The sequence below is a fragment of the Shewanella sp. ANA-3 genome (genome assembly GCF_000203935.1).
Taxonomy (GTDB): Bacteria; Pseudomonadota; Gammaproteobacteria; order Enterobacterales; family Shewanellaceae; genus Shewanella.
Genome location: NC_008577.1, coordinates 2,531,401 through 2,544,428 on the forward strand (window position 1 = coordinate 2,531,401; position 13,028 = coordinate 2,544,428).

Consider the following 13,028-nt stretch of genomic DNA (forward strand, 5'->3'; position numbering starts at 1 on the left):
CTTTGGTATCTTTTTTGACATGGCTCAAGTATCATTGCGAAACCTCATATTTGAGCACAAATGTGTAGGGTAACGCATTGACATGGCTTCACAACCCTAATAGGGAAGTGGGCTTTGTGTCATATATAACAGGTAAAGCTTGTCTTTACTAAAAGTAAAAGTAATAAGCAGTGGAAGCATTATGATGAACCATTCCCAGCCAACAGGCGCTGATTACAATTACACCATTGTCCGCCAATTTGCCTTAACCACAGTTTTGTGGGGTATTGTTGGTATGTCAGTCGGTGTATTAATTGCGGCTCAGTTAATCTGGCCACATCTGAACTTTGATACTCCTTGGTTTACGTATAGTCGCTTGCGACCATTACATACCAATGCGGTTATCTTCGCGTTCGGAACATCAGCCCTCTTTGCAACATCCTATTATGTCGTACAACGCACCTGTCAAACCCGACTATTTGCACCTAAATTAGCTGCATTTACGTTTTGGGGATGGCAAGCCATCATTCTGTCAGCAGCAATCACTCTGCCAATGGGTTACACCAGTGGTAAAGAATATGCTGAATTAGAATGGCCAATCGATATCGCCATCACCATCGTTTGGGTCTCCTATGCAATAGTGTTCTTCGGCACTATTATCAAACGAACAACATCGCATATTTACGTAGCGAACTGGTTCTTTGGTGCATTTATCATTACGGTTGCCGTGCTTCACATCGTGAACTCTATGGCCGTTCCTGTTAGCTTGTTCAAGTCATACTCTATGTACAGTGGCGCGGTCGATGCCATGGTGCAATGGTGGTATGGTCACAACGCGGTAGGCTTCCTGTTAACCGCAGGCTTCTTAGGTATGATGTACTACTTCGTTCCTAAGCAAGCGGGTCGTCCTGTTTACTCATATCGTCTGTCTATCGTGCACTTCTGGGCACTGATCGCACTGTACATTTGGGCAGGTCCTCACCACTTACACTACACTGCCCTGCCAGACTGGACTCAGTCGTTAGGTATGGTGATGTCACTGATCCTGTTCGCACCATCTTGGGGTGGTATGATCAACGGTATCATGACCTTATCTGGTGCATGGCACAAACTGCGTACTGACCCAGTACTGCGTTTCTTAGTGGTTTCGCTGTCTTTCTACGGTATGTCGACCTTCGAAGGTCCGATGATGGCCATTAAGACAGTTAACGCTTTATCTCACTACACAGACTGGACTGTAGGTCACGTTCACTCAGGCGCGCTAGGCTGGGTGGCAATGGTGTCTATCGGTTCTCTGTATCACTTGATCCCAGTACTATTCGGCCATGGCCGTATGTACAGCATCAAGTTAGTTAACGTGCATTTCTGGTTAGCAACTATCGGTACTGTTCTTTACATCGTGTCTATGTGGATTTCGGGTGTAATGCAGGGTCTGATGTGGCGTGCAGTTAACGCTGACGGTACTTTGACTTATAGCTTTGTTGAAAGTCTGGAAGCTTCTTATCCTTTCTACTTCGTACGTTTCCTCGGCGGTTGTTTCTTCTTAACCGGTATGCTGATCATGGCATACAACGTGATCCGTACTGTGAAAGCCTCTAAAGATTCATTGCCAGCACTGGCTGAAGCAAAAGCGGCTTAAGGAGCAAACTCGATGAAATTTAATCATGAGATAGTTGAAAAAAACATCGGTTTGTTAGCGATCTTCACTGTTATCGCTATCAGCTTCGGTAGCTTGGTAGAAATCACGCCGCTGATTTTCCAAAAAGATACCACTGAGCCTGTTGAAGGTTTGAAACCTTACACTGCCCTGCAACTTGAAGGCCGTGACATCTATGTACGTGAAGGTTGCTACAACTGCCACAGCCAGATGATCCGTCCTTTACGTGCAGAGACTGAACGTTACGGTCACTACTCTGTTGCCGGTGAGTCTGTTTGGGATCACCCATTCCAATGGGGTTCTAAGCGTACTGGTCCAGACTTGGCCCGTGTTGGCGGTCGCTACAGCGATAAATGGCATGAAGTTCACTTAATCGATCCTCGTGCTGTGGTCCCTCAATCGAATATGCCAGGCTTCCCATGGCTTGCCGAAAACAAGTTAGACGGCAAGTTAACCGGCGACAAGATGACTATTCTGCGTAACATGCACAAAGGCGGTTACAAAGGTAATGATCTTTACACCGATGAAGAAATCGCAGGCGCGCAGAAAGCTGTTGAAGGTAAGACAGAGCTGGAAGCCTTGATTGCATATCTTCAGTCTTTGGGTCACGCACTCAAATAAGGAGGCAATATATGGATTACGGCACATTACAAGGTATTTTAACCATCATTGTGATGCTGACCTTCGTCGGTATATTTGCTTGGGCATATAGCTCGCGTCGTCAAAAATCCTTTGATGAAGCAGCGAATCTTGTGTTTTCCGATGAGGAAATCAGCAAGGAATCGAAGGACTCAGGAGAGAATAAGTGATGAGTAGCTTCTGGAGTATTTGGATTAGCGTACTCTCGTTAACTGTGATCGCAGGATGTTTTCTGTTGCTGCGTGTGTGTTCAAAGAACACCACGGATGTCAAAGAGGGCGAATCCATGGGTCACAGTTTCGATGGTATCGAAGAACTCAATAACCCACTGCCAAAATGGTGGAGTTATATGTTCTATATCACTATCGTGTTTGGCCTAGTGTACTTAGCCCTGTTCCCAGGTTTAGGTAACTACAAAGGTCTACTGAACTGGACCAGCTCTAACCAAAGCATTGGTACAGAGAAAGGGATTAAAGCCGATTCTGCAGCCGCGATTGAGCTGGCAGCAAAAGAAGGCATGTACGTTCAGTACGACCAAGAAGTTAAACACGCTAACGAAAAATATGGCCCAATCTTCGCGGCTTACTTGGCAACACCACTCGAAGAGTTAGTGAAAAACCAAGAAGCGTTGAAAGTGGGCGGTCGTTTGTTCCTACAAAACTGCGCCCAGTGCCATGGCTCTGACGCACGTGGTAGCAAAGGCTTCCCTAACCTGACCGACAGTGATTGGTTATATGGTGGCGATTTAGCCACTATCAAGACCACTATCATGAACGGTCGTCATGGCATGATGCCACCAAAAGGTGGTTTGCCAATCGACGATAGCGAAATTGCAGGTCTGGCCGAGTACGTGGTTAAGTTATCTGGCCGTGAGCACGACGAGAAACTCGCCGCTCAAGGTCAAGGTTCATTCATGAAAGGTTGTTTTGCGTGTCACGGTATGGACGCAAAAGGCAACAAACTCATGGGCGCGCCTAACTTAACTGACGATGTTTGGTTATATGGCGGTAGCCGCGGCATGATCGAAGAAACGATCAAGCACGGCCGTGCAGGCGTGATGCCAGCATGGAAAGACGTTCTCGGTGAAGAGAAAGTCCACGTGATCGCAGCTTATGTTTATAGCTTGTCAAACAAGTAATTAGATATGAGTAACGCTAAGGCCTCGATAACGTCGAGGCCTTTTTTTTAAAGTGCTAAAGCCACCTTTTAACGGTAAAATGGCGCAAATTTTTATTATGGGTATTTAACATGAGCGAACAACAACCCTGGTATAAGCAGTTTTGGCCTTGGTTTTTAATTATTCTTCCTTTGTGTGCCGTCGTCGCAAGTTTTACCACGCTAAAAATTGCCCTCTCAAACTCTGACTCTCTGGTCGCCGAGGATTATTACAAAGAAGGCAAAGCCATCAATATGGACTTGAGTAAGGTCAAATATGCCAAGCAGCTTGGCATGCAATGGCAACTCGAACAGAATCATCATGAACTCCTCTTCACTCAACACGGCGGCCCTGCTTACCAAGCTGCATTAAAAGTTGAATTTTATCACCCAACCATTGCCGAAAAAGACATTAAGACCACAGTCACCGCCGATGCCAACCATGTGTATCGCATTACTCTGCCCGATGTATTAACCGGTGCTTGGGAAGTCCGTCTGGAAGGTTTTGATGGCAAATGGCGTATTCATCAACGTGTCGAACTCAAAGACAACGTCCAATTGTGGTTGAACTAATTGTGGTTGAATGAATATTGCTATGACACATCCAAGTTGTTTTCACTGTAATGAGCCCGTGCTTACGGGCACTCAGTTTGTCACCCGTATCAATGATCGCGATGAACTCATGTGTTGCCCTGGCTGCCAAGCGGTATCCCAAGCCATTGTGGATGCAGGTTTATTAAGCTATTACAAGTTTCGAACCGAGCCCGGCAGTAAACAGACGGCACTGGTACCTGATGAATTAAATCAGTTTAGTGCCTACGATTTGCCCGAAGTACAGCAGGACTTTGTCCACTCAGAGGAAAATAGTGACTCTGTTTCGCTGTCCATCGATGGCATTACTTGTGCGGCCTGTGCGTGGTTAATCGAGCATAAAGTGAAACAACTGCCTGGCGTCAGCCAAGTGATGGTCAACTCCACCACCCAAAGGGCGATGATCAGCTGGGATAAACAGCAAGTTAAACTCAGTGATATTCTTGGGCAAATTAGCCGTATCGGTTATCAAGCCGCGCCCTATCAAGTGGATGAGCAAGAACTGACCGCCAAGCAAAATAGCCGCAAATTCTTATTGCGCTTAGGCTTGGCGGGTTTTGCGACTATGCAAGTGATGATGTTCGCCCTCGCCCTCTATACCGGTTACTTTACCGATTTGGATGTGCAATATCGGGATTATTTCCGCTGGGTGAGCATGATTTTCGCCACGCCCGTGGTGCTGTATTCGGCGCAGCCCTTCTATTTCAGCGCCATTCGTACCCTGCTCAGTGGCAAACTCAATATGGATGTGTCGGTCTCTATCGCCATTGGCGGCGCCTATATTGCCAGTTGCTTTGCCACCGTTAACGGCACGGGTGAAGTCTATTTTGAATCCGTTTCCATGTTTACCTTCTTCCTGCTGCTGGGGCGTTATTTCGAGCAGAAGGCAAGACAAAAGGCCTCCGTTAGCTCCAGCAATCTCCACAAATTAGTACCTCTTACGGCACATTTGGTCACGGCCCAGGGGCAAGAAGAGATCCCCGCTAAGAAATTACGCCTTGGGGACATTATCCTCATTAAACCCGGCGAGATGGTTGCCGCCGACGGCATCGTAGTTGACGGCCATACCAGCATCAATGAAGCCATGCTCACCGGTGAGCAAATGCCGATTGAAAAGCCCGTCGATAGCCAAGTGTTTGCTGGCACCATTAACCTAGACCAGCCTATCAAGGTAAAAGTCACCGCCCTTGGGCAAGATCAATTGGTTGCCGAGATTATTCGTCTGCAGGAATTAGCCTCAAACACTAAACCTGCCGTCGCTATGTTGGCCGATAAATTGTCGCGTTATTTCTCAGGCACTATCTTAACCATTGCGACAATCACCTATCTGGTATGGCTGCAAATCTCCCCCGAAGATGCCTTTTGGGTCACCTTGTCGGTATTAGTGGCCACCTGCCCTTGTGCCCTTGCGCTGGCGACCCCGACAGCCGTCACCTGTGCGACAGCTATTTTTACTCGCCTTGGGATCATTACCCGTAAGGCGGGCGTCTTTGAAAAACTGCCACAAATTAAGCATGTGGTATTTGATAAAACTGGCACTCTCACCTGCGGCACCCTATCGATAGCCAAAGTTGAGTGCCATAAAGATTTCACCCAAGAACAAGCACTGGCGATTGCTGCGGCGTTAGAATCAGGCTCACGCCACCCCATCGCTGCGGCCTTTGCCAGCTTTAGCCAAACCGATGTGATTGCCGAGCAAGTTCACCATGAAGTGGGTTTTGGGGTGAAAGGCTTGATTAATGGCACCGAATACCGCATTGGTAACGCAAGCTTCACGGGTGCTACCGCCAAGCCCAAGCTTGCAAATCAGCTGATTTGGCTCGCCCGCAGCCATAATGGCCAGCTTGAAGTCATCGCCACTATTGAGATCCAAGATAATATCCGTGTCGATAGCAAAGAAACCGTCGATATTTTGAAGCAGCAAGGTTGCCAGGTCAGTATTGCCAGTGGCGATAGCTCTGGGCATGTGCATCAATTGGCGAAAGAACTCGGGATTAACGATGTCCACAGTGGACTGACTCCAGCCGATAAACTGGCACTGGTGACCAAACTACAACAATCGACACCAGTTGCGATGTTCGGCGATGGCATTAATGATGCACCAGTCTTGGCGGGCGCCGATTTGTCGGTGGCTATGGGGAGCGGCAGCGCGATTGCGAAAAACAGCGCCGATCTCATTCTGCTTGGCGATCACCTCTCTCGCTTCACCCAAGCGGTCAAGGTTGCTAAACTGACCACACAAATTATTCGTCAAAACCTCGCTTGGGCCTTAGGCTATAACGCGCTGATTTTACCGCTGGCGGTAACTGGGCATGTTGCGCCTTATATTGCCGCCCTTGGCATGTCGGCAAGCTCTTTGATTGTTGTGGGTAACAGTTTGAGATTATTACGAATTAAATTATAACAACAAAAAGGCTTAGGTTATGAGCATCATTTATGTACTAATTCCTATCGCGATGATCTTTGTGTTGATCGCCGTAGCCGTGTTCTTTTGGGCAGTAAAATCCGAACAATTCGATGACTTAGACCGTCAAAGTGTGTCGATTCTCTTCGATGAGGATGCAGACAAACCGACTCAAGCCAATCCATCGTCACAGGCACAAGATAAAGGCATGCCTCAGTGATTGGCTCTGTGATTGAATATAACGTCACAGGGGCATTTCTGGTGGGGTTAATGGGCGCTGCCCACTGCTTTGGCATGTGTGGCGGCCTCGTTGGTGCCTTTTCTTCCCAACTGCCGAATCCTAAACAGGGCAATCACTTAGCCCATCAACTCACCTACTTATTAAGCTATAACCTCGGCCGGATCTTAAGTTATACCCTCGCAGGCGCCTTAGTCGGCGGTTCATCGGCCATGCTTGGGCACTTATTTGAACTCGACAGTTACCTGTTGATCCTAAGGATCATTGCTGGCGTGATGATGATTGCAACCGGGCTTTACATTGCAAAAATCTGGGTGGGGATAGTGCAGATTGAGCGCCTTGGCCAAGTGTTATGGCGCTATCTGAAACCCTTAGCCCAACGCCTCGTCCCCATCAATACGCCAATGCAGGCCATCACCGCCGGACTCATTTGGGGCTGGCTACCCTGCGGCTTGGTCTATAGCACTTTAACCTGGTCGGTGGCGGCAGGCTCTGCCAGTCAAGGCGCTTTGATTATGTTCGCCTTTGGATTAGGGACACTCCCCGCACTCCTGAGTGCCGGTGTTGCGGCCAAACGTTTGGCCAATTGGGTACAGCAAAAAACCGTTAGATTATTGAGTGGCTTACTTTTAATTGCCTTTGGCGCACAAACTTTATATATCGCCCTGTCGCAGCTAAACTAGCCCAAGCGAGTGAATTGGTTTAACATGGCTGCAGTGGATTAACTTGAGAACCGACATGACAATAGAGCAGAATAAAAACCGTCGTCCCGCCGCGAGTGGGTGCGCAATTCATTGTCACGATTGCAGTATGGGTACCCTTTGTATTCCGTTTACCCTCAATGCCAACGAGCTCGATCAGCTCGACGATATCATTGAGCGTAAAAAGCCAATTCAAAAAGGTGAGCAGATTTTTAAATCAGGCGATCCATTAAAGTCCTTGTTCGCCATCCGCTCTGGTACTGTAAAAAGTTATACGATTACCGAACAGGGCGATGAACAGATCACCGGTTTCCATTTAGCGGGCGATGTGATTGGTTTTGACGGTATTCATGCTCAATCCCACCAGAGTTTTGCCCAAGCCTTAGAAACCTCAATGGTATGTGAAATCCCCTTCAATATTCTCGATGAGCTTTCAGGCAGCATGCCCAAGTTACGCCAACAAATCATGCGCTTAATGAGCAATGAAATCATGAGCGATCAAGAAATGATTTTATTGCTGAGCAAGAAAAATGCCGAGGAACGCCTCGCCGCATTTATCAGCAATCTAGCTAATCGCTTTGGCAACCGTGGTTTTTCTCCGAAAGAATTCCGTTTAACCATGACCCGTGGTGACATTGGTAACTACCTTGGCTTAACCGTAGAAACCATCAGCCGCTTGTTAGGCCGTTTCCAAAAGTCAGGTTTGATTGAAGTGAAAGGCAAGTACATCACTATCCTTGACCACCACGAACTGAATCTCTTGGCAGGTAATGCCAGGATCGCCAGATAAGTCACACCTTCCTAGATTTGTGCTTTAATATTCGTAATTAATGCGCTAGGCACTGGTTTTGAAAAGAGTTTTGATCTAGAACAATACAGATAATTGCCAAAGGCTCATGATGAACATGAGCCTATGACTAAAGGAACATGTTATGAAGGATTATCAAAAAATACTGGTAGTAGTCGACCCCACGACAGAGCATCAAGTTGCACTCGCCCGAGCGGTGACCTTGGCCAGTAAAAGTAACGCCCATGTGACTGTGTTTCTCTCTATTTTTGACTTCTCCTATGAAATGACATCGATTCTATCGAGCCAAGAGCGCGAAGCCATGCGCCAAGGTGTGATCGATCAGCGTCTGGCGTGGATCCAAGATCTACTGACTGCCTATAACCACCTGCAACTCGATATTGATACTCAAGTTATTTGGCACAATCGCCCATTTGAAAGCATCATCAACCATGCGATTGCAGGGCAATATGATTTGATCGTCAAAGGCACCCACGCCCACGACAAGTTAAAGGCCGTTATTTTTACTCCAACCGATTGGCATTTAATGCGTAAAGCGCCTGTGCCTGTGTTGATGGTCAAAGATCATGATTGGCCAGAAGCGGGTAAAATCCTCTGCGCCGTCAACGTGGCAACCGAAGACACCGATCATCAGATGCTAAACGGCAAGATTATCGAACATGCCAAGGATTTAGCCGCAAAATTTGCCGCCGAAGTGCACTTAGTCAATGGTTATCCCGGCACACCGGTGAATCTTGCCATTGAACTGCCTGATTTCGATGCACAAACCTATAACGACACCATTCGCATGCAACATGAGCAACGAGTGCAATACCTTGCCAATGCCTATGGTATCGATACCCTGCACTGCCATGTGAAAGAAGGCTTGCCAGAGGATGTGATCCCTGAACTTGCCGAGCAACTCGATGCCGAGCTGGTCATTTTAGGTACTGTCGGTCGGACTGGATTCTCGGCGGCGCTTATCGGCAATACCGCAGAGCATGTGATTGATAGCATTAACTGTGATTTATTAGCCATCAAACCCGATGGTTATAAATCACCGCTTGAAGAGGCATAACGCACGCCGCTCTTTACCCCGCCGTCGATAGCTGGAATAATACGCGCCCTGAAACTGAGTTACTGGGCGCTTTTTTTATGTTGGAAGCTATGTCTGAAGTTACGGCGAGTCAAATGCCTGAAGAATTATCAAAAAAACAAATTACCCGTCTGAATAAATTACAGAAGCGTCTGCGCCGTGAAGTGGGTAGTGCCATCGCCGATTACAACATGATTGAAGATGGCGACCGAGTCATGTGCTGCTTAAGTGGCGGTAAAGACAGTTACGCCATGCTGGATATTCTGCTTAATCTACAGCAGCGCGCGCCCGTACAGTTCGAAATTATTGCCGTTAATTTAGATCAAAAGCAGCCGGGTTTCCCTGAACACGTACTGCCAGCCTATTTAGACAGCCTTAATATTCCCTATCACATCCTCGAGAAAGACACTTACTCGATTGTGAAAGAAAAGATCCCTGAAGGCAAAACCACTTGCTCGCTGTGCTCTCGCCTGCGTCGCGGTACTCTCTATGGCTTTGCCCAGCGCATTGGCGCAACCAAAATCGCACTAGGCCACCACAGAGACGATATTATTGAGACCATGTTCCTCAACATGTTCTACGGCGGCAAGATGAAAGCCATGCCACCTAAGTTGCTCTCGGACGACGGCGCTAACGTGGTTATTCGTCCACTCGCCTATTGCCGCGAAAAGGATTTAGAAGAATATGCGGAATTGAAAAAATTCCCCATCATTCCCTGTAATCTTTGTGGCTCGCAGGAAAACCTCAAGCGTCAAGCAGTGAAAGACATGCTCAATCAGTGGGATAGACTCTACCCAGGCCGTATTGAAACTATTTTCACCGCCATGCAAAACACTGCCCCTTCACAGGGTGTTGACCGTGAGCAGTTTGACTTTGTGTCGTTGAAACGCGATCCCAACGCGCCAATGAAGGGTGATGTGGCCGAAGCCGATTTACCCGCATTTGACTTTTTGGATATCGCCAACAGCGGCCATATCGATTTAGATGCGGCAAAACGCATCAATATCGTCAACGTTTACGAAGCGTAAACGCGATACGCATAAAAAAAGCCCACGAGAGTGGGCTTTTTTATAGCTTAAATCTATCCTTACTTAACCCAAGGGCTCAACACGGTCGGCGCTTGGCTAAATTGCAACGACGTCAAGCTGTTAAGCTGCTCAACACTCAACTTAAAGCTGCTGTTCACCTGTTGCTCACGCCCATCAAGCGTCACAGTAACGGCTTGGTCTTGAGCAAATTCAAAGTTTAATCCCGCGATTGGCTCCTTAAAATAGCGCATCGGGAAGCCCTGCATGGCTCCGAGTAAAGCATCCATTTCGCTGGCGATTTGCGCTAGTCGCGCCTTGTCGTATGTGGCTAAAGTCTGCTTAGCTCTGACTTGCATTGCAATACCACAGCCCTCAGCCTTGCCCTCAAACTCTAGATTCACTAATGCGCGTTGATCTTTAAGCGCGTCATCAAAGGGAATAAACAACCGCTGCGCCGCAGTATAAGTGAGTGGCGTTGAATTTAATTCACTCGAAATGCTTCCACTCTGGATCTGACAATTAGGTAGCATTGGTACACTAAAGGCGATTTCGACTAACTGATAATTTCCCTTATTGACTTGCTTTAATCTGTCATAAAAGCCTTTATATTCGAGGGAAATCGTTTCTGCCTGCAGACTTGTCGCACACAAGCAAAGCCCCACTAACCACCATTTTTTATGCATCCGCCTTCACCAAATATTTTTCATTATGACGTAACATATCGAGTAACTCGTCGATATAAGCCTCTTGCCTTTCAGAATAATTCACTAGTCCATAGATCAGTTGGTCGGCACTTAATTCGGCTTCCTGAGAGCGTAAATCTGCACGTATTGAGCGAAACAGCGTGTATGCCGTATTCGAATTCAAATTGCGCATATAGGAAGACACTGAAGCGTCCACCGAGGGAAACACTTTCACTTCATGGGTTTTGCCCGAACCACGAGAGGATGGCACTATGCCGCAACCATTGCTAAAACACCATTCGCCGAAAAAGTTAAAGCCTTCACGGGCAAAACGCGAACTGCCCCATCCCGATTCATTGGCCGCCTGAATAAGCACCATAGATTCGGGAATAATATCGACCCGTTTCAGTAAACTGTTCAGGGATTTTGCATCCACATTACGGGCAGCATATTGATATTTATCAAATAACTGATTGAGCTGCGCTAACTGCTTATCCGACAGAGTACTGTCGTTCTCCACTAAGGCCAACATGTCGGTGATAAAGTCACGCTCGGTGGCAATAATGGCATTTTGTTGTTGAATGATCGGCCTGAGAAAATCAAAAAAGGCACGCTTTTTTTCCGCCACATCATTGATGGCAGAAAAGTCAGGCACTTGAGTAACGGGATCAACGGAGTTTTCCAGTTGGTTAACGATAGATTCAGGCTCATCAATAGTAGGAATGAGCCAGACTCTCAGCGAAAAAATCGCTAAGATCACTAGGGCTAACGCGAGTGTAAACGAACCAATTCTACCTGTTTTCAATAAGTCACCTTTGATATTGAGTCACGAGTGGCAAAATAAGCGCCAGATTATATGTCATATCTTGAAATTCACGAAATCTGACGACAAAACCGCCCATGCCAAGCGCAGTCAAAGCGTATCTGTGCTGAAAATGCGATCCCACGCTTAACTCATACACATTGGCACAATTTGAGCGTGAATATTTAGTGCATGCTTTTGACTGAGCTTTTATACTAAGGTTCCGTTAACGCAGGTATTGGCAACTGAGCCCAAACGAGGCTTCGCAACACCGCTTAACAACAGGACAGGATTTTTTGGGTATTCAGGAAGGAACCCTCATGCAGCATCAAATCTTAAATCAATACAGACACGTGGTCGCCATTGGCGGTGGTCACGGCTTGGGTCGAGTACTCTCATCGCTGGATTTTCTGGGCAATCGTCTCACAGGCATTGTTGCAACCACAGATAATGGTGGCTCTACGGGCAGATTACGGGCCGAACAGGACTGTATTGCCTGGGGCGATCTGCGTAATTGTCTGTCTCAACTAGCCCATCGCCCATCGGTGAGCTCGCAATTATTTGAGTACCGCTTTCAGGGCGAAACCGAACTAAGCGGCCACAATCTAGGGAATTTGATGCTGCTTGCCCTCGATAAGCTTTGCGTTAGGCCCCTCGAGGCCGTCAATCTTATACGTCATATGCTTAAGATTGAAACCAATATCATCCCTATGTCAGAACAACCAACCCATTTAGTGGCATTGCAGGCCTCTGGTTGTAAGGTCTTTGGTGAGGTTAATGTCGATAAGATGAATGAGGCGCCAATTGCCTTATGTCTTGAACCACAGGTCGATGCAACTGCCGAAGCCTGTGAGGCCATCAGCCGTGCGGATCTGATTATCCTAGGCCCAGGGAGCTTCCTGACCAGTATTATGCCACCGCTGTTACTGCCCTGCTTTGCTAAAGCCTTAGCGATGACCACTGCGCCCGTGGTTTTTATCGATAATCTGAATGAAGAAACTTCACCAGCTGGCCAGTTTAGTATTGAGCAGCGGATAGCTTGGTGCCATCAAGTGATTGGCAAGCCTGTGATCACTAAAGTGCTACGTCACTCAGAACAAGTGCGCCTTGGCACTTTAATGAATTACTTCCCGTTAAGGAATCGCCACAATCCGCAATTACACGATCAGGCAGGGCTGCGTGATGCGCTCAGTGCAGTATTGAGAATTAAGTCGGATTTACCGCTAGAAACCTTGGCGTCATAACGACAGACTAACCGCATCCTTTAG

At 47.4% G+C, this 13,028-nt stretch carries 14 protein-coding genes; 12 read left to right on the forward strand and 2 right to left on the reverse strand.

Going from position 1 to position 13,028, the window contains the following annotated elements; translation table 11 throughout:
• The first annotated feature begins 181 nt into the window (after positions 1–181).
• The 11 genes from ccoN (at position 182) to ttcA (ending at position 10,275) form a co-directional block, all read left to right on the forward strand.
• The gene (gene ccoN / locus SHEWANA3_RS11090; protein WP_011072351.1) at positions 182–1,618 is read left to right on the forward strand and encodes a cytochrome-c oxidase, cbb3-type subunit I; all 1,437 of its coding nucleotides are present in this window, start codon (positions 182–184) and stop codon (positions 1,616–1,618) included.
• A 12-nt stretch (positions 1,619–1,630) separates the two neighbouring features.
• Positions 1,631–2,257: a cytochrome-c oxidase, cbb3-type subunit II gene (ccoO, locus tag SHEWANA3_RS11095; RefSeq protein WP_011622772.1), complete on the forward strand. Its 627-nt coding sequence runs from the start codon at positions 1,631–1,633 to the stop codon at positions 2,255–2,257.
• An 11-nt stretch (positions 2,258–2,268) separates the two neighbouring features.
• Positions 2,269–2,445, forward strand: coding sequence for a CcoQ/FixQ family Cbb3-type cytochrome c oxidase assembly chaperone (locus tag SHEWANA3_RS11100; protein ID WP_011072349.1), 177 nt, complete (start codon positions 2,269–2,271; stop codon positions 2,443–2,445).
• A complete protein-coding gene (gene ccoP / locus SHEWANA3_RS11105; protein ID WP_011717083.1) occupies positions 2,445–3,413 on the forward strand; it encodes a cytochrome-c oxidase, cbb3-type subunit III in 969 nt (322 codons plus the stop codon). The genes SHEWANA3_RS11100 and ccoP overlap by 1 nt, the downstream gene beginning before the upstream one ends.
• 110 nt (positions 3,414–3,523) lie before the next feature.
• Positions 3,524–4,003 carry a FixH family protein gene (locus SHEWANA3_RS11110; RefSeq protein WP_011717084.1) on the forward strand — a complete coding sequence of 160 codons (480 nt, stop codon included), beginning with the start codon at positions 3,524–3,526 and terminating at the stop codon, positions 4,001–4,003.
• A 22-nt stretch (positions 4,004–4,025) separates the two neighbouring features.
• Entirely contained in the window at positions 4,026–6,425 is a 2,400-nt protein-coding gene (locus SHEWANA3_RS11115; protein ID WP_041412637.1) for a heavy metal translocating P-type ATPase metal-binding domain-containing protein, read from the forward strand.
• Between the two features lie 19 nt (positions 6,426–6,444).
• Positions 6,445–6,645 (forward strand): cbb3-type cytochrome oxidase assembly protein CcoS, encoded by a 201-nt coding sequence (gene ccoS, locus SHEWANA3_RS11120; RefSeq protein ID WP_011622776.1) that lies wholly within the window; start codon positions 6,445–6,447, stop codon positions 6,643–6,645.
• 8 nt (positions 6,646–6,653) lie between these two features.
• Positions 6,654–7,346: a sulfite exporter TauE/SafE family protein gene (locus SHEWANA3_RS11125; RefSeq protein ID WP_011717086.1), complete on the forward strand. Its 693-nt coding sequence runs from the start codon at positions 6,654–6,656 to the stop codon at positions 7,344–7,346.
• Between the two features lie 55 nt (positions 7,347–7,401).
• Positions 7,402–8,154, forward strand: coding sequence for an electron transport transcriptional regulator EtrA (gene etrA / locus SHEWANA3_RS11130; protein WP_011622778.1), 753 nt, complete (start codon positions 7,402–7,404; stop codon positions 8,152–8,154).
• Positions 8,155–8,296: 142 nt separating this feature from the next.
• A complete protein-coding gene (gene uspE, locus SHEWANA3_RS11135; protein ID WP_011622779.1) occupies positions 8,297–9,229 on the forward strand; it encodes a universal stress protein UspE in 933 nt (310 codons plus the stop codon).
• 77 nt (positions 9,230–9,306) lie between these two features.
• Positions 9,307–10,275 carry a tRNA 2-thiocytidine(32) synthetase TtcA gene (gene ttcA / locus SHEWANA3_RS11140; RefSeq protein WP_011622780.1) on the forward strand — a complete coding sequence of 323 codons (969 nt, stop codon included), beginning with the start codon at positions 9,307–9,309 and terminating at the stop codon, positions 10,273–10,275.
• A gap of 59 nt (positions 10,276–10,334) precedes the next feature.
• Here the strand turns inward: ttcA and SHEWANA3_RS11145 are convergent, their stop codons facing one another.
• Both SHEWANA3_RS11145 and SHEWANA3_RS11150 read right to left on the reverse strand, forming a co-directional pair.
• Positions 10,335–10,958: a DUF2987 domain-containing protein gene (locus SHEWANA3_RS11145; RefSeq protein ID WP_011622781.1), complete on the reverse strand. Its 624-nt coding sequence runs from the start codon at positions 10,956–10,958 to the stop codon at positions 10,335–10,337.
• On the reverse strand, positions 10,951–11,763 hold the full coding sequence (locus tag SHEWANA3_RS11150) for a glucosaminidase domain-containing protein (protein ID WP_011622782.1): 813 nt from the start codon (positions 11,761–11,763) through the stop codon (positions 10,951–10,953). The genes SHEWANA3_RS11145 and SHEWANA3_RS11150 overlap by 8 nt, the downstream gene beginning before the upstream one ends.
• 317 nt (positions 11,764–12,080) lie before the next feature.
• Here SHEWANA3_RS11150 and SHEWANA3_RS11155 point away from each other — a divergent pair, with 317 nt between their 5' ends.
• Positions 12,081–13,004 carry a YvcK family protein gene (locus tag SHEWANA3_RS11155; protein WP_011626149.1) on the forward strand — a complete coding sequence of 308 codons (924 nt, stop codon included), beginning with the start codon at positions 12,081–12,083 and terminating at the stop codon, positions 13,002–13,004.
• Positions 13,005–13,028: the final 24 nt, after the last annotated feature.